This window comes from Euzebyella marina (genome assembly GCF_003687485.1).
GTDB lineage: Bacteria > Bacteroidota > Bacteroidia > Flavobacteriales > Flavobacteriaceae > Euzebyella > Euzebyella marina.
The window spans coordinates 3,033,696-3,056,899 of the sequence record NZ_CP032050.1; the positions used below are offsets into that span (position 1 = coordinate 3,033,696).

General features: G+C 39.5%; 24 protein-coding genes and 1 tRNA gene. 10 read left to right on the forward strand and 15 right to left on the reverse strand.

Annotated features, from left to right (window positions below; genetic code table 11):
* Nucleotides 1-26: 26 nt before the first annotated feature.
* Complete coding sequence (locus tag D1013_RS13045; RefSeq protein WP_121849252.1) at nt 27-485, forward strand: pyridoxamine 5'-phosphate oxidase family protein; 459 nt, start codon at nt 27-29, stop codon at nt 483-485.
* A gap of 60 nt (nt 486-545) precedes the next feature.
* On the opposite strand, the gene D1013_RS13050 is transcribed toward D1013_RS13045, so the two are convergent.
* From D1013_RS13050 to D1013_RS13090, 9 genes are all read right to left on the reverse strand, one after another.
* On the reverse strand, nt 546-1,232 hold the full coding sequence (locus tag D1013_RS13050; RefSeq protein ID WP_121849253.1) for a GNAT family N-acetyltransferase: 687 nt from the start codon (nt 1,230-1,232) through the stop codon (nt 546-548).
* Nucleotides 1,233-1,334: 102 nt separating this feature from the next.
* On the reverse strand, nt 1,335-2,042 hold the full coding sequence (locus tag D1013_RS13055) for a sulfite exporter TauE/SafE family protein (protein ID WP_121849254.1): 708 nt from the start codon (nt 2,040-2,042) through the stop codon (nt 1,335-1,337).
* Nucleotide 2,043: 1 nt separating this feature from the next.
* Complete coding sequence (locus D1013_RS13060; RefSeq protein ID WP_121849255.1) at nt 2,044-2,487, reverse strand: FixH family protein; 444 nt, start codon at nt 2,485-2,487, stop codon at nt 2,044-2,046.
* A 6-nt stretch (nt 2,488-2,493) separates the two neighbouring features.
* Entirely contained in the window at nt 2,494-3,912 is a 1,419-nt protein-coding gene (gene ccoG / locus D1013_RS13065; RefSeq protein WP_121849256.1) for a cytochrome c oxidase accessory protein CcoG, read from the reverse strand.
* Between the two features lie 43 nt (nt 3,913-3,955).
* Nucleotides 3,956-4,837 (reverse strand): cbb3-type cytochrome c oxidase N-terminal domain-containing protein, encoded by an 882-nt coding sequence (locus tag D1013_RS13070; protein WP_121850727.1) that lies wholly within the window; start codon nt 4,835-4,837, stop codon nt 3,956-3,958.
* Nucleotides 4,838-4,847: 10 nt separating this feature from the next.
* Nucleotides 4,848-5,024: a CcoQ/FixQ family Cbb3-type cytochrome c oxidase assembly chaperone gene (locus tag D1013_RS13075; protein ID WP_121849257.1), complete on the reverse strand. Its 177-nt coding sequence runs from the start codon at nt 5,022-5,024 to the stop codon at nt 4,848-4,850.
* A 2-nt stretch (nt 5,025-5,026) separates the two neighbouring features.
* Nucleotides 5,027-7,228 (reverse strand): cytochrome-c oxidase, cbb3-type subunit I, encoded by a 2,202-nt coding sequence (ccoN, locus tag D1013_RS13080; protein ID WP_121850728.1) that lies wholly within the window; start codon nt 7,226-7,228, stop codon nt 5,027-5,029.
* Between the two features lie 2 nt (nt 7,229-7,230).
* Nucleotides 7,231-7,434, reverse strand: coding sequence for a cbb3-type cytochrome oxidase assembly protein CcoS (ccoS, locus tag D1013_RS13085; RefSeq protein ID WP_121849258.1), 204 nt, complete (start codon nt 7,432-7,434; stop codon nt 7,231-7,233).
* Nucleotides 7,435-7,505: 71 nt separating this feature from the next.
* Nucleotides 7,506-9,902 carry a heavy metal translocating P-type ATPase gene (locus tag D1013_RS13090; protein ID WP_121849259.1) on the reverse strand — a complete coding sequence of 799 codons (2,397 nt, stop codon included), beginning with the start codon at nt 9,900-9,902 and terminating at the stop codon, nt 7,506-7,508.
* 119 nt (nt 9,903-10,021) lie between these two features.
* Here D1013_RS13090 and D1013_RS13095 point away from each other — a divergent pair, with 119 nt between their 5' ends.
* Complete coding sequence (locus D1013_RS13095) at nt 10,022-10,711, forward strand: Crp/Fnr family transcriptional regulator (protein ID WP_121849260.1); 690 nt, start codon at nt 10,022-10,024, stop codon at nt 10,709-10,711.
* A 36-nt stretch (nt 10,712-10,747) separates the two neighbouring features.
* On the opposite strand, the gene D1013_RS13100 is transcribed toward D1013_RS13095, so the two are convergent.
* Complete coding sequence (locus tag D1013_RS13100; protein ID WP_121849261.1) at nt 10,748-10,933, reverse strand: hypothetical protein; 186 nt, start codon at nt 10,931-10,933, stop codon at nt 10,748-10,750.
* Nucleotides 10,934-11,087: 154 nt separating this feature from the next.
* Between D1013_RS13100 and D1013_RS13105 the strand changes: the two genes are divergently transcribed.
* Together D1013_RS13105 and D1013_RS13110 are read left to right on the forward strand one after the other, a co-directional pair.
* Nucleotides 11,088-11,996: a universal stress protein gene (locus tag D1013_RS13105; RefSeq protein ID WP_121849262.1), complete on the forward strand. Its 909-nt coding sequence runs from the start codon at nt 11,088-11,090 to the stop codon at nt 11,994-11,996.
* A 363-nt stretch (nt 11,997-12,359) separates the two neighbouring features.
* Nucleotides 12,360-12,944, forward strand: coding sequence for a biliverdin-producing heme oxygenase (locus D1013_RS13110; RefSeq protein ID WP_121849263.1), 585 nt, complete (start codon nt 12,360-12,362; stop codon nt 12,942-12,944).
* Here the strand turns inward: D1013_RS13110 and D1013_RS13115 are convergent.
* From D1013_RS13115 to D1013_RS13125, 3 genes are all read right to left on the reverse strand, one after another.
* A complete protein-coding gene (locus D1013_RS13115; RefSeq protein ID WP_121849264.1) occupies nt 12,913-15,159 on the reverse strand; it encodes an ATP-binding protein in 2,247 nt (748 codons plus the stop codon). The genes D1013_RS13110 and D1013_RS13115 overlap by 32 nt on opposite strands.
* A gap of 4 nt (nt 15,160-15,163) precedes the next feature.
* Nucleotides 15,164-15,616, reverse strand: coding sequence for a response regulator (locus tag D1013_RS13120; RefSeq protein WP_121849265.1), 453 nt, complete (start codon nt 15,614-15,616; stop codon nt 15,164-15,166).
* Between the two features lie 378 nt (nt 15,617-15,994).
* Nucleotides 15,995-16,079: transfer RNA gene (locus D1013_RS13125), tRNA-Ser, on the reverse strand.
* A gap of 126 nt (nt 16,080-16,205) precedes the next feature.
* On the opposite strand from D1013_RS13125, the gene D1013_RS13130 reads away from it, so the two are divergent.
* From D1013_RS13130 to D1013_RS13155, 6 genes are read left to right on the forward strand one after another with little or no spacing between them, the layout of a single operon-like run.
* On the forward strand, nt 16,206-17,213 hold the full coding sequence (locus D1013_RS13130) for a glycosyltransferase (protein ID WP_121849266.1): 1,008 nt from the start codon (nt 16,206-16,208) through the stop codon (nt 17,211-17,213).
* Between the two features lie 58 nt (nt 17,214-17,271).
* A complete protein-coding gene (locus D1013_RS13135) occupies nt 17,272-19,194 on the forward strand; it encodes a BatA domain-containing protein (protein WP_121849267.1) in 1,923 nt (640 codons plus the stop codon).
* The gene (locus tag D1013_RS13140) at nt 19,191-20,447 is read left to right on the forward strand and encodes a dihydroorotase (protein ID WP_121849268.1); all 1,257 of its coding nucleotides are present in this window, start codon (nt 19,191-19,193) and stop codon (nt 20,445-20,447) included. The genes D1013_RS13135 and D1013_RS13140 overlap by 4 nt, the downstream gene beginning before the upstream one ends.
* 42 nt (nt 20,448-20,489) lie before the next feature.
* Complete coding sequence (locus D1013_RS13145) at nt 20,490-20,804, forward strand: hypothetical protein (protein WP_121849269.1); 315 nt, start codon at nt 20,490-20,492, stop codon at nt 20,802-20,804.
* Nucleotides 20,805-20,864: 60 nt separating this feature from the next.
* Nucleotides 20,865-21,188 carry a hypothetical protein gene (locus tag D1013_RS13150; RefSeq protein ID WP_121849270.1) on the forward strand — a complete coding sequence of 108 codons (324 nt, stop codon included), beginning with the start codon at nt 20,865-20,867 and terminating at the stop codon, nt 21,186-21,188.
* 42 nt (nt 21,189-21,230) lie between these two features.
* Nucleotides 21,231-21,890 carry an alpha/beta hydrolase gene (locus tag D1013_RS13155; protein ID WP_121849271.1) on the forward strand — a complete coding sequence of 220 codons (660 nt, stop codon included), beginning with the start codon at nt 21,231-21,233 and terminating at the stop codon, nt 21,888-21,890.
* A 26-nt stretch (nt 21,891-21,916) separates the two neighbouring features.
* Here D1013_RS13155 and D1013_RS13160 read toward each other — a convergent pair whose 3' ends face one another.
* Nucleotides 21,917-22,411 (reverse strand): hydrolase, encoded by a 495-nt coding sequence (locus D1013_RS13160; protein ID WP_121849272.1) that lies wholly within the window; start codon nt 22,409-22,411, stop codon nt 21,917-21,919.
* Between the two features lie 25 nt (nt 22,412-22,436).
* Entirely contained in the window at nt 22,437-23,201 is a 765-nt protein-coding gene (locus tag D1013_RS13165) for an MBL fold metallo-hydrolase (protein WP_121850729.1), read from the reverse strand.
* Nucleotides 23,202-23,204 lie beyond the last annotated feature (3 nt).

Below are 23,204 nucleotides of genomic sequence, written 5' to 3' on the forward strand. Positions count from 1 at the left end.
ATTCCGTAAATTAAAAAGTAAAAGAGATGATTGAAAATTTAGAAATATCAGGCTGCCTTGAACTACTTGGCGACAACTATATCGGGCGATTGGGCTTTATTTCCGGAAAGAGCCCTTGCGTTATACCCATCACTTATTTTCATGATGCAGAAGATAAGTGTATCATCAGTTACTCCTACGTGGGTCATAAAATAGAATCTATGAGGCGTTTTCCTTCGGTTTCGCTTCAAGTAGACGATATTAAAGATGTGCAACATTGGCAGTCTGTGTTGATACAGGGCAAATTTGAAGAATTAAAAGGAAGTGATGCCAAAAAATACCTTCATAAGTTTTCCGAAGGTGTCAAAATGGTCATCAATCAAAAAAAGAATGGGGAAGCAAAATTTATAAGTGATTTCTCGAGCAAACTCACCGGTGCAGAACCTCCAATTGTCTACATCATCCGCATAACAGATATCACTGGAAAATACAGAGGGAAGGAATAAGTATTTTATTTACACGGGGCTACTGGTTCTTAAAGTGGAGTGCTTACAAATGGTTTTAATTTATAATTTTCGATACAACCACCAGTTCATGTCCCTCGTTAGTTCAAAACCTAATTTTTCATATAATGAAATAGCCAAATTGCCCTTGTTCGTATGTAAAATCGGGGTTTTTCCGTCTTTTAGAATCTCCTTGGTCGTATGAGCGATCAATTGCTTCGCTAAGCCCTGTCGGGTATAATTGGGGTGGGTTACTACGGCGCTTACTTCAATAAATTGATCGGTCTGCATACGCTGCCCGGTAACTGACACCAATTTACCATCTCTGAAAATACCGAAGTACTTACCCATTTCATAGGTTCTTTTTCTGTAATAGCCCGGCATCACCATCCAAACCAAATCATAGATCTCATCCATCATTTCTTTTGCCAGGGGAAAGATTTTCTCCGTGATTTCAACATTTGCCAATTGGTTCAGTACCATCTGGCAACCGTCTATTTTTTTAACGAGCGCTACTTTCGTATCGTCTACCAAAGGAATTTGATTTTCAGAAACATAGAAAAATTCATCGGTTCCTTTTACATATTCATTGGAAGCTACAACAGTTTTCCCCACATCTTCAAAAGAACCAAAAGGGCAAACTTCAGGGTTGTAAAAACGTACCCCGTTTATTTCAACCGCAAATTTTTTGTGGGTTTCATTTAAGGAATGCCAAACAGGGTTTTTGAGTTGTTTCTCTAAAGCTATCATTATCAAATTGTATCTATGCTTTGGTAGAAAAAATGCAAAGATAATTGAAATGAAGCCTTAAGTTACCTTTTAATCCACAATAGGCACCAACTTAAATTTGAATCAATTATGGCACTCTATGGTAGAAGTGGCGGCTATTTGATGTACCGGTGCAGGAGAAACGTAGGGTATGCCCAAACCAAGACCTCGAAGAATGAAAAGACAAGCTACTAAAATCACAAATACGGGAATCAATTTTTGAACTTTCAATCTACGCTCTCCTCTTATCAACCCGCTAAAATAAACTACTCCGGTCATTAAAGGTACGGTGCCCAAGCCAAACAGAACCATGTACAAGGCTCCTTGACCGGGGTTTCCCATAGCTATCGAAGCAAATAATGACATGTAAACAAGGCCGCAGGGCAATAACCCGTTTAAAAACCCAATGGTCAAAAAAGTATCCGGTGTTTTCTTTTTCAATTCTTTGCCCAATCGTGATTTTATTTTGGAAATCGACCTATATATCGGTTTTGATAAACTATACTTGTCTAAGATTTTTGAAGGAAGCAATACCAAAAGAATCATTAGCAAACCTGTAGCGATCGATAGTTTTTGCTGTAAGCCAAAAACGTAAAGTCCTCTTCCTAACCAACCAAACAGTAACCCCAAAAGACCGTAGGATAAAAGACGCCCCACATGATAAATCGCTATTTGCAAAAGCCTCTTCAGACCTTTATTTCTATCAACTGGCAACATAAAGGCTATGGGGCCGCACATACCGATGCAGTGCAAACTGCCCATTAACCCTAAAATGATAGCCGAATAGAGCATTTTAATAAACTAAATTTTCTTTTTGTAAATAATCTTGGCCTTCGTAAGACCAGAATACCTTAATGTCCCAACGGCCACCCAACAAACGGTTGTCAGGTATAAGCAAATAATTGTTGGACAGACGTAAATCGAGGTCAAAGTCCAGATGCTTGTCGGATGGCCTGTAAAGGGACACTCTTCCTTTTATTTCTTGAGGATGTATTTCTTTTGGGAAGGCTATTAAAAGTCCTTCTTCCGTTTTTTCAATCGATAGTTGCTTGCCATTCTTGGCATTCTTCTCGGCATCTATTTCATGCTGATAGGCAAGTTCGTGCCTATAGTATTCTTCGGTAACCAAATCATGGTCTGCCCGATGGTCAACGCTCATTCGAATAACGAAAAAGAGTATAAAGGCAATAAATACAGTAAATGCCAGTACTATCGATGTTCCCCAATTGATTTTCATAATTGTTTATTTATAACTTCTAGGGCCTAAAAAGGCGGTAGAGGTTGTTTCTATTAATTGGTCACCACTATAGACCCCTATTTTTATTTTTTCCTTATCACTTTTTATAGCAGCTTGATCGATTTCAATGAACAATGTACCTTCGGCCAAATCTTGGGCGGGAACGGTAAACTTGTTATTACTGACCAAATTGATTTTTCCTTTATGAGAAATTAGTTTAAAGCCTACATTATCGATATCTTCAATCGTCTTGTTTACCAGTTTATAGGTATAGACATTACTAATTATATTATTCTCTTTATGCTCGTAAAGCTGACCTGGCAATCTAAGTATGTTGGCCTCTACATCGTTTCTCAAGAACAACATGCCCAAGAGAATGCCTGTTAAAATGGTCAATACCGCCGTATAGCCTTTTAGCCTTGGTGTAAACCTGAACTTTTCTTTTTTTTCAATATTGGCTTCACTGGCATAGCGAATAAGACCTTTGGGCAAATTCACTTTTTCCATAATGGTATCGCATTCATCAATACAAGCCGTACAGTTCACACATTCAAGTTGGGTACCGTTGCGAATATCAATTCCAGTAGGGCAGACATTAACACATTGAAAGCAATCGATACAATCACCAAAACCTAGAGACTTTCTATCTTCATTTTTTCTAAATTTCTTTCTCCCTTTTTCAGCCTCACCACGTTTATGATCATAGGCCACCACTACCGATTTTTCATCGAGAAGAACCCCTTGCATACGCCCATAGGGGCACGCGATTATGCAGACCTGCTCGCGAAACCAAGCGAAAACAAAGTAAAAGACACCTGTAAATATTAGGAGGGATAGCATGGTGCTCAAATGATCAAAAGGCCCTTCAGAGATATACCTCAGCAAACGGTCACTTCCGATTAGATAGGCCAAGAATACGTTGGCTATCACAAAGGAGATAATGAAAAAAAGAATCCATTTTAAAACTCTCTTTTGCACTTTTTCAGCATTCCACGGTTGACGGTCTAACTTTATTTGCGCTCCTCGGTCTCCCTCGATCCAATATTCGATTCTTCTAAAGACCATTTCCATGAAAATAGTCTGAGGGCACATCCATCCACAGAAAATACGGCCGTAGGCAACCGTAAACAGAGCCACAAAAATGACCCCGATAATCATTGAAATAACGACTAGATGAAAATCTTGGGGCCAAAACGGAAATCCGAAAATATTAAAGCGCCTTTCCAATACATTGAACATGAAGAATTGATTACCATTGATTTTCAAGAACGGCCCTGCCACCAATGTGGTTAGTAGCAGATAGCTGACATACTTGCGGTATCGGTAAAACTTTCCGCTAGGTTTCTTTGGGAATACCCATGCCCTTTTACCTTCATCATTGATGGTACCAATACTATCGCGAAAATGTTCTTGATCTTGAGACATGGTTCTAACTAACCCTTTTCGGTCAAAATAATTGAAGTCTTGATTATTCGGCACTTTCCGGTTCATCCCAGATATCGCCTTCAGGATCCTTCGGATTAGCGGGGGCCGTACCCTGAAAGCCGAGTACGTAACTGGCCACTTGTGCAATTTCCGCCGGCTTTAGGGTCTGTTTCCAGGCAATCATACCTTTACCATCTCTACCCCCTTCAGAAATGGTGTTAAAGACATTTTTGATTCCACCTCCAAGAATCCAGTGCCGGTCGGTCAGGTTAGGGCCAATACCCCCGCCTCCATCCGTCATGTGACAGGCTATACAATTACTTTCGAAAATGGCCTTCCCAGCGCTCAGGTCACTGGCATCGGTCAATAAGGTAACCGTATTGGCATCTACCAAATCTTTGGCGTTTTTCTTATACTCTTCTACTTCTTTAGCGGCCATACTCATTTCGGTCAAAAACTCTTCTTCTTGATCATAGTCATTAAAAATGTGAAAGCGGACCAAATAAATAATACCGAAGACGATAGTCGCATAGAACATATAGACCCACCACGGTGGTAGATTGTTATCGAGTTCTTGAATACCATCATAATTATGGTCGAGAATAATTTCACTTTCTTCTTCAATCGGCCTTGAGCCCAAAAGCTTTTTATACGTCTTTTTGCCCCATTGCCACTGCCATTGGGTATTTTTAGACAATAGGTATCGTTCTTTGGCCTCTTCTGAAAGTGTTTGATACATTACATTTTCAATAGCATTGATTATCAAAGCGATGGCTATCAGGAGTAATAGTACAAAAACCAAGAAAGCCTGAACCATCTTGTTCGATAAGAACGCGGGCATTTCACCAGAATCAACAAAGTACTCCGTGAGACCCAAAATCAAAAAGAAGGCAACCGGTATTTTAATCCACCAATTATTTTTCATAATTCCGTTTTTATTGGTTGTTTTCATCTAATGGTAATTCACTCATTTCGCGTACGTATCTTTTTGAGGCCGTGAAGACCCACCAAAAAAGCAAGGCGAAAAAGACAAAGAATATGAGCAATGAAATCATCGGGTAAGTGGCAATACCCTCAATACTTTCCATATGGCCTTTAACAAACTTCAACATGGTTATTGGTTTTTAGATAGTAATTCTTCAGTTTCCTTCACCTTTATGTCGGTGCCTAATCGTTGTAAATAGGCAATAAGGGCTACTATTTCACGATCTTTCATTTCAATGAAGGGTTCTCCGTTGTCATTGGCATACTTTTTATCCGCCTCATATGATTTGGCAAAATCTGGGTCGGAATAAAGGTTTTCTTCAATGCCTTTCGCTTGCGCTTCCATAGAAGAATTGGCATTATTAATATCATCTTCAGTATAGGGTACCCCAAGTGAAATCATGGCCTTCATTTTATCTTGAACCCCGCTACGATCATGTTCGTTTCGCACCAACCATTGGTAGGCTGGCATAATCGACCCAGATGAGGTACTTTGGGGGTCGTACATATGATTGAGGTGCCAATTATCGGAATACTTGCCCCCGACCCTCAAAAGGTCGGGACCGGTACGTTTACTTCCCCAAAGAAACGGATGGTCATAAACAAATTCTCCTGCCTTGGCATACTCGCCATATCGCTCGACCTCGCTTCTAAAAGGGCGAATCATTTGAGAGTGACATCCGACACAACCTTCACGTATGTAAAGATCTCGACCCTCCAGTTCCAATGGAGTGTACGGTTTTACACTCGTAATGGTCGGAATATTCGATTTCACCAAAATAGTTGGCACAATCTGTACAATGCCACCAATCAGAATGGCTATAGTGGCTAATATGGTTAACTGAATAGGCTTACGTTCCAACCAGGTATGTAAGGTTTCCCCAGCTGTTCTTCGTTTAGACACCCTCGTAAGAGCAGGTGCCTCGGCTAACTCATCCTCGACCTTACTACCCTTTTTGATGGTAACCACCACGTTATATATCATTATACAGGCACCGACTATGTATAAGCTTCCACCTATGGCTCGCATCCAGTACATGGGCATAATCTCGTTTACGGTTTCCAAAAAATTACCATAAACCAAGGTGCCATCGGGGTTAAAGTCTTTCCACATCAAAGCTTGGGTGAACCCGGCCACGTACATAGGCAGGGCGTATAGCACTATACCTAAGGTTCCGATCCAAAAATGAAAGTTGGCCAGACCTTTTGAATACAGTTGCGTCTTGGTCATTTTCGGAACCAACCAGTACACCATACCAAAGGTGAGAAAGCCGTTCCATGCCAAAGCGCCTACATGTACGTGTGCAATAATCCAGTCACTGAAGTGAGCAATGGCGTTGACGTTTTTAAGGGATAACATCGGACCTTCGAAAGTGGCCATGCCATATCCGGTAATCGCTACCACCATGAACTTTAAAACAGGGTCGGTTCTAACCTTGTCCCAAGCCCCTCGCAAGGTCAAAAGTCCGTTAATCATACCTCCCCAAGAAGGTGCGATAAGCATAACCGAAAAAGCGACCCCCAGGTTCTGTGCCCAATCGGGCAGCGAGGAATACAAAAGGTGGTGCGGGCCGGCCCATATATAAATAAAGATCAATGACCAGAAATGTACTATCGACAGACGATATGAGTATATAGGCCTATTAGCTGCTTTTGGAATAAAGTAGTACATAAGCCCCAAAAACGGTGTGGTCAAGAAAAAGGCCACGGCATTATGGCCATACCACCATTGCACCAAGGCATCTTGAACCCCGGCATATACCGAGTAACTTTTTAATGCACTAACAGGCAGCTCCAGACTATTAAAAATATGTAGTACTGCCACCGTGACGAATGTAGCCAAGTAGAACCAAATGGCAACATATAAATGGCGTTGGCGTCTCTTGAACAAAGTACCTATAAGGTTGGCTCCAAAAGCCACCCACACAACGGCAATAGCAATATCAATAGGCCATTCTAATTCGGCATACTCCTTAGAAGTAGTATAGCCTAAAGGTAGGGTAATGGCTGCTGCCACAATAATGGCCTGCCACCCCCAAAAATTAAAATTGCTCAAGAAATCGCTGAACATTCGGGCCTTTAACAAACGCTGGGTAGAATAATAGACCCCAGCGAATATAGCATTGCCTACAAAAGCAAAAATAACGGCATTGGTATGTAATGGCCTTAGACGACCAAAACTCAACCAAGAAATACCGTCCGTCAGGTTGGGGAACATGAACATGAAGGCCAATAAGAGACCAACCGACATACCCACGATGCCCCAAACCATGGTCGCATAAAGGAACTTCTTAACAATCTTGTTATCATAATAAAATTGCTGTACTTCCATAATCATTTATTTAGTTCGATAGGTTTATTTTGTTTCTCACTTTTTGATTTTGAGACCGGCTTTACAACTTCATCTTCAAACAGCATTCGCACCGAGGGCGTATATGAGTCATCATACTGCCCACTTTTAACCGATAGAATAAAGGCTAAAAAGAATAGTATGGCAACCGTAATACTTATGGCCAATAACACATAGATGACACTCATGCTTTCTTTAATTTGATGTAAAACTACTGTGGGTAAAACCCATTAAATATGATATTCATCAGGTTTTAAAATTATTTCAACTTGCGCCCGATGATATTGGTAGCAATGGTGGTAAAGGCCACAATACTAATAGAACTTAAAGGCATTAAAATGGCGGCGATGACAGGCTCTAGTTGGCCTGTGACCGCAAAATAAAGTCCGATGAGGTTGTAGAAGAGAGACAACAAAAAGCTGAGTTTTATAATCTTCAAGGCCTTTTTGGAAGCTTTGATATAATCGTATAGTCTCGTGAATTTTGAAGCATCTAAGATGGCATCGCAGGCGGGAGAAAAGACATTGATATTCTCGGAAATGACCAAACCCACATTTGCTTGGGCCAAAGCGCCGGCATCGTTGAGCCCGTCACCTACCATCAAAACTTTTTTTCCATGTTTTTGGAGGTCTTCAATAAATTGCAGCTTATCTACAGGTTTTTGATTGAAAAACATTGGTGTAGTCAAAGGCAATAGTTCTTGCAACCTCGCTTTCTCCCCATCATTATCTCCGGATAGAATGGCCAACTGCATGTAATCGGCCATTTCTGTAAACAGCCCTGAAGCACCGTCTCTGTATTGGGTATTGAAAACAAAGCGCCCCTTATACTCATCGTTCGATTGAATATGTACCGACGTCTTATTATCCTCTTCATTTCCACTTCTACCTACATAATGGGCCGAACCAATTTTCATTGAAGATGCCCCTTCCTGGGCGGAAATTCCCTTTCCGGTATGTTCTTCAAACTCATCTAAGGTCATGATATCATGCTGCGACAACATTTCATAGAGACTGCGGCTAAGGGGGTGATTCGAAGAACGCAAGGTACTTTTGAGCAAAGATTCTTCCTCCGGGGTAAGCGGCATACCTTGGTAGGCTGCCACAGTTTTGGCAGCTGTAGTAATGGTTCCGGTCTTGTCAAAAATAGCTGTATCGATTTGGGCCAATTGCTCAATCGTGTGGGTATTTTTCAGATAGAATTTTCTTCTACCAAAAATGCGAAGCAAATTTCCTAAGGTGAAAGGTGCCGCTAGGGCTACGGCACACGGGCAAGCGATAATCAATACCGCCGTAAATACGTTTAATGCCAGTTCAGGTCGATATACCAACCAAAACAGGGAAGCAAGAAAGGCAATACCTAGAACGGCGATGGTGAAGCGTTTTCCGATGCCATCGGTAAGGGTTTGAAATCGACTTGATTTTTCGCTTCCGAATACAGAATTGCCCCAAAGCTGGGTCAAGTAGCTTTGGGATACGGGCTTTGTAATTTCAACCTCTATGGCTCCGCTTAATTGCTTTCCACCAGCAAAGACCTTCTCCCCCACTTTTTTATAGACCGGTTCAGCCTCCCCGGTAACGAAACTATAATCGATATGGGCGTTACCTTTCAAAAGAATGGCATCCGCAGGTATCAATTCCTCATTTCTAATCAACAGTCGGTCGCCACGCTTCACATCATAAACCTGAACTATTTCTTCGTTTTCAGCATCGTTCAACCTTGTAACCGCAATAGGAAAGTACGATTTATAGTCTCGCTCAAACGAAAGGAAGGAATAGGTTTTCTGCTGAAAAAACCTCCCCAACAAAAGAAAAAATACCAACCCCGTGAGGGAATCAAAAAAACCTGGTCCCCGATCAAGCGAAATGTCAAGGGTACTTCTGATGAAAAGAACGAGAATTCCCAAAGCGATGGGCACATCAATATTGAGCAACCTACTTCGCAGACCTTTAAAGGCAGATGTAAAATAATCGCGAGCCGAATAAAATACTACCGGCAAAGAGAACGCGAACATAATCCACCTGAAAAGCGATTCGTATTCGTTAAGCCAAAATTCGCCTCCTGCCTCTCTATTCGCACTTAAATCAAAATAATCGGGGAAACTCAAGAACATGACATTGCCAAATGCAAAACCGGCAATACCGAGTTTGTAAATCAAACCTCGACCGACTGACTTAGGTCTTTTTTCGATATCGGCCAGAGTGATTTGGGGTTCGTATCCGATTCTGTTCAACAGCTGTACCAATTGCTTCAACTTCAATTTTTCTGGGTTAAAAGTGACCCTAACGGATTTCTTGGGAAAGTCGACTTGACAAGAAGAAACGCCTTGATGAAGTCTATTCAAATTTTCAAGTACCCAAATGCATGAGCTGCAATGAATATGAGGTATGTACAATTGAACAATCTGTAGGTTGCCATCGTTGAATTCCAACAACTTATCGGCTATTTCCGGTTGGTCTAGAAAGTCATACTTACCTTCTTGCTCCAACGGAGTGGCACCGGCAGCCGCCTGAAGTTCGTAATAATACCCAAGGTCGTTCTCAGAAAATATTTCGTAGACCATCTTACACCCATGACAACAGAACCATTTCTCATCGTAATGAAGAGACGATTTACCACAGTCGTTGCCACAATGGTAACAATCAACAGTTTTCATACACTTTGCTTATACCCTGCAAAGTTCTGATCAACAAAAAAGAAGGAATATGATTTTTGTCAGGTTTTAGCTAAATTAGGGGAGTTACCTTTGTAAGGTCAGGTATAAAAAAGTAAATAATGGAAAGCAGATGTGAAAATTGCATTGTACGGCAATTCAATTCGCTACGGGCCATGAGCAAAGAGGAACTTAAAAAAGTTTCTGATGCAAAGGTTTTCAAAAAAGTAAAAAAAGGGGAACCTCTTTTTGAAGAGGGACAAAAACTGGATGGTGTGTTTTGTGTTCGCGATGGCGTTTCGAAACTCTCGAAACTAAGCACCAACGGTAAAGACCAAGTAGTGAAATTGGCCACCAAGGGTGCGGTTATCGGTCAGCGTTCGGTCATTGCCGGCGAACACACCAATTTAAGTGCAGTAGCCGTCAACGATATGGAAATCTGCTTTGTACCCAAAGAAAACATTTTAAATACGTTACAGAAAAATCCTGAATATGCCGTTGAGGTATTGCGCCATATGGCCCATGACCTGAAAGAGGCCGATGACGTAATCGTGAATATGAGCCAAAAAACGGTAAAGCAACGAATTGCCGAAGCCTTTTTATACCTTCAACAGAACTTTGGGGTCGACAAAGAAGGCTTTTTGGCCCTGACCCTTTCGCGAGAAGACATCTCAAGTGTTGTAGGAACGGCCACTGAATCTTGTATTCGAATCATTTCAGAATTCAAGAAAAAAGGTTATTTAGAAACATCGGGCAAGCGAATTAAGATTGCCGACGAAAAGGGTCTTCAAGAACTGGTACAAGGTTTTTAGGGCCGCCCCGACAATTACCGAAACGGCCCCAATACTTTAAGCATAATTTTTATACTTCTTGTTGATTCCAGAATTGACAAATTCATACCTAGAACTGTGTTTCATTCTTCGGTACAGGTCTTCATTTACGTTTACTGGAACCTTTAGATTAGGAAATTGAATCTGGTAGGTATTGTCGGCCGATTTGCCAATCAATGAAACTTTGACAGGTTTATTCTTCATAATCTAATGAATTTTAATGATTAAACTATTTAAAACAACCAATTGTTGACCGGACAAAGGTTGTGCCACGCCATCTTTTAAAAGATGATAAATGTCATAGATTCAGCCTACTGACATTTCTACCTTTATCAACGTTCACTTTGACATTTATTTTATGAAACAAATCTTGATACCTACCGATTTTTCAGAAAATGCTTGGCTGGCTACCCTTTATGCATTGCGATTGTATCAAAACGAAGAGTGCGTTTTTCATCTCTTAAACACTTACACCCCCGCTATCGTGAGTTCTCGTTTCATTGCCGAGAACAAGTCAAATGCCTCCTCTGTTCAAACGTCTGCCGACTATTCAGAAAGACAGCTCAAAAGTCTATTGTCTAAAATTGAAAATGAGTACCCGAACGCCCGACACTATTTTGAGACCTATTCATCATTCAGCTTACTCGGCGATGAGGTTCGGTATCTGGTCGAAAAAGAGCAAATCGACCTAATAGTAATGGGTGCCAAAGGCATTTCAAACGAAGACTATGTTTTCATGGGTAAAAATACGGTCAAACTTCTGAAGTATATTCGCCATTGCCCCATATTGGCCGTACCGTCGAATGCTACTTTTGAAGTACCCAACGAAATTTCGTTCTATACTAATTTCGATAAATTCTATACCCGCGCCGAATTGACACCCTTGTTAGAAATGGTCGATACCTTTAAAGCTACCGTGCGTGTCGTTCATCTGCAACACGAACTACGGCCATTGAACGAATTGGAGCAGTTTAATCTAGGAATGCTCAGAAAATACTTTGGTGAACGCGAACATTACATTCATACCATTTCACAAATCAACACGGTTTCAAGAACCTTACGGCATTTTAACCGTGAACTGAACATTCACCTTTTGGCATTATTAAATTTCCGGAACAGTTATATGGATGTCGTCACCTCTGAACCACAGGTAGAAAAAGAAGTGTTCTCTTCCCATGTACCCTTTCTCGTAATACCTGAAATGACTATGGCCTTAAAAAATGTAAGAAACCGCACCCTTGTGGGCAGCAACAGTATTAATGGCTAACTATCAACTAACACTTAGTCATGTAGAAGCCCCTTAGCCGGGGCTTTTATTTTCAAAAACAATCTCATGGATTAGCTGCATTATGGGATACAAGAAATAAGTCTTGAGGACTTGTTTAATCTCCCTTCAAAGTCCATCGACTACCTCCACAAAGCTTGCAAGTTTTAAAATTTCCGAAAATAGCTACTGTAACACATCGCGAAAATAGAATACTCATCTTTCGATGATAAAAAATATATTACTGCCCATCAAATATGCACTACCTCAATTATTTGTTTACAGAAAAAAGGCAGCAACCAGAAGACCAGTTGCTATATAATCGAATTTCAATTCTTACCTTTCCAAAGAATTTAATATAGGTTAATGACGATTTTAGATACGATTAAAAAAGAAACCAAGAGCCATCACCAGCAGGTAGAAACAGTATTAGTTTCTGAACTTAAAAGCCTCAAAACCAAAGATGACTATGCTGGGCTTCTTGCACGACTTTATTCTTTTTACAAACCCATCGAAGATGAAGTGCACCGTACTATCGATGCAGAAATAATTACCGATATATCAAAGCGTGAACACACTTCTCGCATTGTAGAAGATTTGCAGCTTTTGGAGCATAGAGAAGAGACGCCCTTACCCGAGCCCCAACTGACCATGAAATCTCTATCCTATGCGCTAGGGGTGCTGTACGTGATGGAAGGTTCTACTATGGGCGGACAAATTATCTCTAAAATGATTCATAAGAATGTAGATATGAACGGCGCAGATGCCGTAAATTATTTTAGCTCTTATGGTGACGATACCCATAAAATGTGGGCAAAATTCAAGATCCAAGTAATAAAAATAGAATCTACATTAAACCATAAAGAGGTCATTAGTGGTGCCGAAGATACTTTTAACCAATTAAGGCAATGGCTATTGGCTACGAAACCTTTGGAAAGTACAAGCGTATAGTGGCACCTTCGTTGGGTTGACCCTGGGCATCGATAAAACCACGATGCTTCAACATGATCTTTTTACAAAATGCCAAACCGATACCCGTACCCTCGTAATCGGATTTACTGTGCAGCCTTGAAAAGATCTTAAATATCTTTTCATTGTGCTGGTTGTCAAACCCAATGCCATTATCTTGAATTGATATAACCGAGTACATGTCTGATTTAGAATGATTTTGGTCATCGAAAATACGAATCCGCAATCTTCTATCAGGATGTTTAAACTTTATGGCATTATGAATGGGGTTGAGAAGGCATTGCTTGATCAGAAACTGTAAACCAGAAACTTCTGGCAAATACCCTTCTATAACGAGTTCGGCTTTTTCTTCCTCTAAAGTTTCTTTCAGTTCTTTTTTAATTTCTTGAAGCAAATCGTTTAAATCGACCTTTTCAAAATTATCCTCTTCTGAGCTGGCCCGATTATATTCTAAAATATCCTTAATCAAAGTCTGCATGCGTTCAGCCGACTTCGACATTCTTGAAATTCTTTTCTCGGCCACTTCGGTTACTTGAAACCTTTGCTGGTCTTCAAGCATTGTTGACGCCATCATTCGAATCTTTCTTAGGGGCTCTTGCAAATCATGGGCACTGATCCAACCAATATTTTCTAATTCGCTATTGACCGCTTTTAGGTTTTCGGTGAGAATTCTTTGCTTCTCCTTATCCTCATTGGTTAGAATGGCCCTAAGAAATGATTGAAAGAAAAACTTAAACTTGTTACAGGCATCTATTTCGGGTTGTAGCCAAGGTTTACTAGTATCCTTCACATTCTCGGTGAAGGTTTCAAAAGACTTTCTAGGGGAGAGTCCCTTTTTATCCTTTTCAATCGCTTTAGAAGGGTCACCGGCCCATTTGATGTTCTTAATGGTAGGCTCGCGAAACCACATGAGGTAATTGGTATCATCCAGCATATGAAAATTGATACCTGGGAATTTTTCCGCCACCGAGCCCAAACCTTTGTTTTGACGGGGAAACGTAGAGGTTATCACCTTTCCGTCACTTTGTATATCAAATAGAACTTCCGATATCAGTCGAATATCCTCTTCGGTGGGTGTTTCACCGTTACTATAAACTTTTCCATCGATGCAGGCCGAAAAGCCACTACCATTACATAGTTGATAGATAGCATCATCCTGAAAAAGCGATGTTAATGAGTCTCGTTTAAATTCTAGACTTTTAGAGGATAGCTTATCTACATATTCATTCGCTTTCTTGGCAACTTCATACTGCTCATTTAAAATTCTAACATCAATCTGTGAAGTAATAAAGTACCCATAGAGCTTTACCGCATTTCTGGTTTCTTGGCTTAAAAATTTGGTCGAATAATGATGGCACGCCACCAGGCCCCAAAGTTTACCTTTATGTATCAAGGAAACCGTGAGGGTGGCCCCTACCCCCATGTTCTTTAAATATTCTACATGTATGGGGGAAACGCTTCTTAAAACTGACAAGCTTAAGTCTAGCGTATCTACTTTGCTTTCTACATAAGTGTAAAGTTTAGCAGGCACATAGTCGATGTTGCCAATGATACGCAACAAATTCTTGATATATAAGGCCCTGGCCTGTGGGGGAATATCTGTATGCGGATAATGTAGCCCTAAAAAGGGTTCTAAGTGCTCTTCCCTGACCTCGGCATAGACTTCACCATTATACTCATGGTCAAACTTATAGATCATCACTCGGTCGTAACCGGTGATATTCTTGATGGCAGTAGCGACCGATTGGCTTAATTCTTTAAGACTGTTGGTGTCTTCAATAGAGCTCAATAATCTTTTGCTCGATTCAAAAAGGTTGCCTTCTTCGTTTAACGGAACCTTATTAGGTTCTGCCTCGAAGATTATGTTTTCTTGACTCTTATGAATCGTAAGGGCGTAGGATTGATCGTTGTAAGTAAGAAAGACTGTTTTCTTTTCTAGAGAGTTGCTTTTGAATTCTCGTAACGTCTCTTTAAAATCTTTCCCAAGAATGTCATCAATTCTTTTTCCTAAGATTTCATTGTATCTATAATCGAGAAATTGAGAGATGTTTTCGCTACAGACATTAATAATCTCCTTATCCGCATCTATAGAAATTAAAAATCCATGAGGTTGTATCAATCCGGGGATGTGTATCGCCTCATCTTCACAATTTTCAAGATTGACCACATCCCTATTAACAATATCCTTTATCTTCATTAATCTATATAGCCAGCTTATTCAGTAAAAAGTCGTTTGGTGGGGCAGTATCGGTATTAAAATCTAGCGAAAGAGCTTTGCTTATTAATTTGATAACATCTCTAAAACTGCTCGGTTTAACGGCATAATAATTGGCGCCTAACTTCTTACTCTTTTCAATATTTTGCTTATCGGCACTAGTGGAATACATAATGACCGGGGTTGTAGCGACTAAACTATTCGATCTAATGTCTTCTAAATGCTCAAAACCTGACTTGGCCGGCATATTCAAATCCATAAAAACGACGCTATTGTTCGCTGCGGTTTGGCTAATGACCTCTAAAAGATTTTCACCATTTTTTACAAGATGAAGATTTATCTTGACGGCCTCATCACCTGATAAGGAGTAAACGGCCTCTTCAAAAAACATTAAATCATCTTCATCATCATCTGCATAGAAGATCGAATATTCTTTCATTTTAATTTAAGCAGTATGTTAAATTTAAAACCATTGCCAATCTCTGAAGGATTAGCATCAATAAGATGCCTGTAAAATACTAAAATTTTGTTAAATATCCACAAGGGGATACACGCGCCCAACTTACTGAAAGTCAAAATATTTGAAAAACAGAAAGCTTCTTTGGGTTAAATAAAATCTCATCAAAAGGTCAAATTCCGTCCCTTCCTATCGCATGGAAAGCCCTATTCGGAAAGGTCTTTCGATTTTCTACATTCTTAAAGACTTAGTTGATTAATGGTGCTAAGATAAATGAACTTTTGAGATTCCAACACTCAACCAAACTGACTAATCCAAATAAAAAAAGCCCCTGATTTAGGGGCTTTACAATTTACTCAGCGGAGGAAGAGGGATTCGAACCCCCGGAGGTGTGACCCTCAACAGTTTTCAAGACTGCCGCATTCGACCACTCTGCCATTCCTCCTTAAGCGGGTGCAAATATAAAAACCTTTTTCTGTTCATTAAAGTAAAAATTGAAATTTATTCTCACTTAAGTTTTATGGCCTACCATAAAAGCAATAAAAACGGTGCTTTTCATTAAATTGCCAACATGCAGCAACCACTGGTCAGTATACTGATTCCCTTCAAGAACACCGCGCCATTTTTAAAGGAATGTATTGAATCGATCATTCAACAGACTTATACAAATTGGCAGGTTTTAGCGGTCAATGACCATTCCGAAGACCGCAGCCTTCAACTTGTTTCAGATATGGCTAAAAAAGATGATAGAATTTTGGTTTTCGAAAACAGGGGAAAGGGTATTATTTCTGCGCTTCAAACTGCTTATCAACAAAGTAGCGGAGACTTAATCACCCGTATGGACTCTGATGATGTAATGGTGAAAACCAAATTAGAGGTTCTCGTTACCTCTCTACTTAAAAATGGTAAAGGCCATATAGCCGTAGGCCAAGTAAAATACTTTTCACATCGTGGTATCAGTAATGGTTATGAGCGTTATGAGCAATGGTTGAACCATTTAACATCTAAAGGTTCTAACTATACTGAAATATATAAAGAATGCGTAATACCTTCCCCTTGTTGGATGACTTACCGCGATGACCTGAACGCATGTCAAGCTTTTGAACCCGACCGCTACCCTGAAGATTATGACCTTACTTTTCGTTTCTATCAGAATGGTCTTTCGTGCATACCATGCGATACCGTATTACACCACTGGCGAGACTACGATACCCGTACCTCTAGAACCAGTGAACACTACGCCCAAAATTATTTCTTGAACATCAAACTTTTTTATTTTTTAAAAATCGATAGAAAACCGAATCGGGTGTTGACCGTTTGGGGAGCGGGGAAAAAAGGAAAGGAGATCGCCAGAGGACTTAAAAAAAGAGGAATTGATTTTTTTTGGTTGTGCGATAACCCAAAAAAAATCGGTAAGAAAATCTATGGCATAAAAATGCATCATTTTTCAATTTTAAAAGACCTTAGATTACCGCAAAGTATTATTACCGTAGCAAATGAAGAATCACAATCTGTCATTCGAGATTACCTTACCCGATTAGGTCACCTACCAATGAAAGATTTCTTCTTTTTCTGTTAAGGGGCCATCATGCAATTCTCCTCCTTTTTTAATTATCTTTGTGCACTCAATTCAGGACATGCAGTTTAAACATCCAGAACTTCTTTGGGCGCTATTCTTACTCCTGATTCCTATTTTCATTCATCTTTTTCAGCTCAGAAGGTTTCAGAAAACTCCTTTTACCAATGTCAAACTTTTAAAAAAGGTAGTAGTTGAATCGAGGCGTAGCCAAACTTTAAAAAAATGGCTGCTTCTGCTCACAAGATTATCTTTGTTGGCCGCATTGGTTATTGCTTTTGCCCAACCTTTTTTTGCATCAAAAGTCGCGTTAAAAGAGAAAGAAACCATTATCTACTTAGATAATTCGTTCAGCATGCAACTGAAGAATAACGGTGCGTCCCTTCTACAAAACGCGGTTCAGCAGTTGCTGAAAGTGCTGCCCAAAAATGAGCGAATCACTATTTTTACCAATGACCGAACGTTTAGAAATGTACTTCTGCAAGACTTTCAAAACCAACTTTTAGAAATCAATTTTACCGACGAACAACTAACCCTAAATCAAATACAGTTTAAGGGAGAGACTTTATTCTCTGAAAATAGCGATACCGATAAAAATTTGGTGATTGTTTCAGACTTTCAAAGGTCATTACAATTTAATGGGTCGGATTCTCTAAGTACCGTTAAAAAGCATTTGGTTCAACTTTCAGGTGATTCAAAAAATAATGTCTCAGTAGATTCCGCCTATATAAAGACCAATGATGAAAATCATTTAGATTTAAACGTATTGTTGTCGGCAAAGGAAGAGCTTGAAAGCATACCGGTTTCCCTTTATAACGATACCATCTTGACAGCAAAAAGCTCAGCGAAGTTTGATGAGAACTTAAGCGGTAGCATACAGTTTACAATTACTAATTTTGAAGAGTTTAAGGGAAAGATTCAGATCACCGATAACGCGCTGGATTATGATAACCAGTTGTATTTTTCAATTGGTGAACGCCAAAAAATAAAAGTATTAGCTGTAAGTGATGCGGATGACAGTTTTCTGAAAAGACTTTTTTCAGATGATGAGTTTGAGCTCACAGCCGTTTCGATAAACCAATTGAACTACAGCGATATTTCCCGACAGAACTTTATAATTTTCAACGAATTAACATCGATACCCTCACCTTTGGTCTCTAGCATCAAAGAGTTTACAAATGACGGAGGACACTTGTTGGTCATACCTCCTATTGAAATCGATTTACAATCCTATCAAGTGCTCACCTCACAATTTTACGGTACGGCGTTTGGCGAGAAGAACGCCTCTGAAAAAAATATTACACAGATTAATTTTGCCCATCCGTTATACCAAAACGTATTTGACAAAAAAGTAGATAATTTTCAGTATCCGAAGACTTCCTCTCAATATACTTTAAAATCGGCCGCCCCTTCCATTTTACGTTTTCAAGACCGCACCCCCTTTCTGATAGGAGACAATAACTTTTATGCATTCTCGGCCCCCTTATCCTCAGAAAATTCAAATTTCAAGAATTCACCATTGATAGTTCCTACCTTTTACAACATGGCCATCAACAGCTTAAAATCTCCTGAACTATACAACCAATTGAGAAAAGATGTATTTGTTGATGTGCCCATTTCTTTAGAACAAGATGGTATTTTAAAAGTGGTTAAAGGTGAAATTGAGTATATACCCCAACAACAATCGATGGCTCAAAAGGTACATATGGTGTTTAATGATGAATTAAACGAAGATGGTATTTACAGCATTGATTATCAAAATAAATCGTTAGGCCTCTTAAGTTTCAATTACGATAGAAAAGAGAGCATGCTAGAATACTTGCACCCAGAAGAACTAGAATCGACCAGTTTAGATACCTCGATTACCTCATTGTTTGAAACCTTCGAAAAAGACAATCGCGTAACCGAGCTTTGGAAATGGTTTGTTATTTTAGCGCTGTTATTTCTAATGGTTGAAATACTCATTCAAAAATTTCTTAAATGAACATCCTTTTAAAATCGGCCATAATTATTGATCAAACCCAAAAGGACCTTCATTTAAAAAAACGAGACATTTGGATCAAGAATGGAAAGATAGCTAAAATTGCCTCTAAAATAGAAGCAGAATCAAGTACGAAGGTTATTCAACTTGAAAATTTGCATGTATCCATCGGGTGGTTCGATAGTAGTGTGAGCTTTGGTGAACCAGGCTTTGAGGATAGGGAAACCATCGAAAATGGCTTGCTCACCGCCTCCAAAAGCGGATTTACGCAAATAGTTCTCAACCCGAACGTACAACCCGTTCCTGATTCTAATTCCGATATTGTTTTTCTAAAAAATGCATCAAAAGATGCAGCTACTGAACTATATCCTTTAGGCACCATGACCATGAAGGCAGAGGGCAATGACCTTGCAGAGCTTTATGACATGAAAAATGCCGGAGCCGTCGGGTTTTACGATTTTAAAAGTCCGGTAGATAATGGCAATCTGCTAAAAATTGCATTGCAATACACGCAGAATTTCAAGGGTCTTGTCTATTCTTTTCCAATGGATAAAAAGATTGCTGGCAAGGGCATCGTAAACGAGGGAGAAGTTTCTACCAAGCTTGGTTTAAAAGGTATCCCTTCATTGGCTGAAGAACTACAAATCATACGAGATTTGTTTATTCTTGAATATGCTGGGGGAAGGCTTCATATACCCACCATTTCAACTTCCAATTCGGTAAAGCTTATTGCAGATGCCAAAAAGAAAGGGCTTAATGTAACTTGTAGCGTAGCGATTCACAACTTGTTTTTCACTGATTCGTGTTTAGAAGAGTTTGATTCCCTTTTTAAAGTACTTCCACCCTTACGAACGGAGAAAGACACCAAAGCGCTTATGAAAGGTTTAAAGGATGGCACCATCGATTTTGTGACCAGTGACCATACGCCTCTAAATATTGAAGAAAAGAGAGTGGAATTTGATAATGCCGAATACGGAAGTCTTGGGCTAGAAAGTTCTTTTGGTGTAATGAATAAACTTTTTGGTACCGAGACCGCTATTGAACTGTTATCAAAAGGTCGGGAAGTTTATGGTTTAGATATACCTGAACTGAAGGAAGGTGAAAAAGCCAACCTTACCATTTTCAATCCTGAGAAAAAGTTTACACCTGCCGAAGAGAATCTTTCATCAACCTCTAAGAACAGCATGTATCTAGGCAAATCGCTAAAAGGGATTGTTTATGGTACAATCAATAACGGAAAAGCGGTGTTAAATTAAACTAATATTGAGCTCGATTTATAAACCAAAATCAACCTAATTATGGACCAATTTACAGTTAAGGAAGGTAAAACTATAGCTATAATCAGTTATATTACTTTTATTGGGCTGATAGTAGCTGTCATCATGAACAACAGTAAGAACAACGCTTTTGCCCAATTTCACATAGGGCAATCGTTCAGAATAGTAATAGCAAGTCTTGCCAATTCGGTGCTATCATGGTTTTTACCATCTTCATTAATGATGATTTCAACCATCATCAGTCTTCTAATTTTGGTACTCATTATTCTAGGTATCGTAAATGCAGTGAACGGCAAAGCAGAACCGCTACCTGTTATAGGTACTATAGGTGATTAATTTTACTGTTTATATTTTAATATTCCTTATTCGTATTAAAGGAAGCTTTAAAGATTATTTATGAGTACTGTTAAAGATGGTAAGACTGCTGCCATAATTGCCTATTTTACGATTGTAGGGGCATTGATTGCCATAAGCATGAATGCCGAACCAAAGAATGATTTCGCAAGATTTCACACCAGACAAGCATTTGGTCTTCACCTTCTATTTATTGCTTTCGGAATTCTTTCCAGTAATTGGGGAAATATCTATTCTTTCTTTGGTCTCATGTTGTCTTATACCATATTATGGTTTTACGGTTTCTTTGGCGCATTGGCAGAAAAGAAGCAATCGATACCCGTATTAGGCCCCTATTTTCAAAAATGGTTTACCTTTATCGGCTAACTTTTTTAGCAATTACCGTGTAATCAATTCTCCCCGACCAAAATGACCACAGCACCACTATCATTAGAACACATCATAAAACCTTCTTCTATATCGGAAGGAAAAGCACCTGTTTTGTTTATGTTTCACGGGTATGGAAGTAATGAAGAAGACCTTTATTCCTTTGCCCCGGAATTACCTGAGGAACTCTGCATTATATCGGTACGGGCACCTTATACCCTAGAACCCTTCGGATACGCTTGGTATGCCATCAATTTTGATGCGGTTCAAGGCAAATGGAGTGACGATTCGCAGGCTAGAGAATCAAGGGAAAAGATAATCGCTTTCATCGACGAGGCCTGTAAAACCTACGGTTTAGATGAGAAAAGAGTCACTTTGTTAGGTTTTAGCCAAGGAACCATCCTCAGCTATGCCGTTGCACTTTCATATCCTGAAAAAATTAAGAATGTTATTGCCCTAAGCGGCTATATCAATGAGGCCATTATTGCTGAGAATTATACAGAAAAAGAGCATCAAAATCTAAAGATATATGCCTCACATGGTCAAGTAGACCAAGTAATCCCGCCTGAATGGGCCCAAAGAGCACCTGAGTTTCTTTCTAAATTAGATATTGAACATATTTATGAAGAATTTCCGGTAGGTCACGGGGTATCACCACAGAATTTTTACTCTTTTAAAAAGTGGCTTTCGGATAAGATTTAGAAAAAGGAATAGAGGTTGACTAAGTTTTAATTGCTACGGGTATATAGCAAATGATCAAGGGTAGTAAAATCGACTCCTAAATCATCTTTCAATTCATATTTTATCAAAAGCTCGCCCCAATATTTTCCATCGGAAAAATCGGTGATTATCCACTTATGGTTCAGCACCTTGATTTTATTAATTTTAAAATCACTTTCCATTCCCTCATAGGGCACCAAAGGGTTATCGCCCTTTGTTTCATTGGTTTCCAATAACTTGTCGGAAATATAACGAGAAGGATCATTCATTTGTAAATGGTCATAATAAGCCAAGGCATCATCATTGTTCTCTAAAGAGAAATACTGCATTTCAAGAACCTTTAATTGTAAGGCCTGTACCGAATCTTGTAATTGTGTAACATCAGCATTCAATTTTATGATTTGGTCATCTTTAGCCTTCGCCATTTTACCACTACTCACAAAAAGATAAAGGCATATTAGTGAAACGAATACGAATAGATAAAGAAAGATTTTACTTTTCATGGTAAATAAACTTGAATTATATTTTTCAGATGTTCAATATTAAATTGTCATAGGCAAGGTGCACCCCTTTTGGCAATTTTTTCTCAACTTCTTCATGAAAACCCAATAGGTGGCTAATGTGGGTGAGATAAGCCTTTTCGGGTTTTATATCCTCAATAAAGCTTAAGGCCTCCTCTAAATTAAAATGTGAATGATGGGCTTCTTCCCGAAGGGCGTTTACAACTACTATCCTACTTCCCATTATTTTGCTTTTTTCCTCCTCTGAAATAGTCTTTACATCGGTTAGATAGGTGAAATCGCCAAAACGAAAACCAAAAACCTGAACCCGATTATGATTGGCCTCAATCGGTACTACCGAAAGGTCTCCTAATAGAAACGGCTCATTCTTTTCGATAGTATTTACCGCTACGGCAGGAGCTCCAGGGTAACGGTTGGCATCGGTAAAAATATAATCAAAACGCCGCCGCAGCGAATCGGCTACTCGTTGGTGGGCGTAAATGGGAATATCGCCTTGTCTAAAAAAAAAAGGGCGTATATCGTCGAGACCCGCAGTATGGTCAGAATGTTCGTGGGTAAATAGAATTCCGTCAATTCTCGAAACATCATGGGTAAGCATTTGCTGTCGAAAATCAGGTCCGCAATCAATCACATAATTGTACTTGCCCCAACAGACCATAACGGAAACCCTAAGTCTATTATCTTTAGGGTCAGAACTTAAGCAAACAGGGTGTTTACTGCCAATAATAGGTATGCCTTGCGAAGTGCCCGTACCCAAAAAAGTGATTTTCATTGG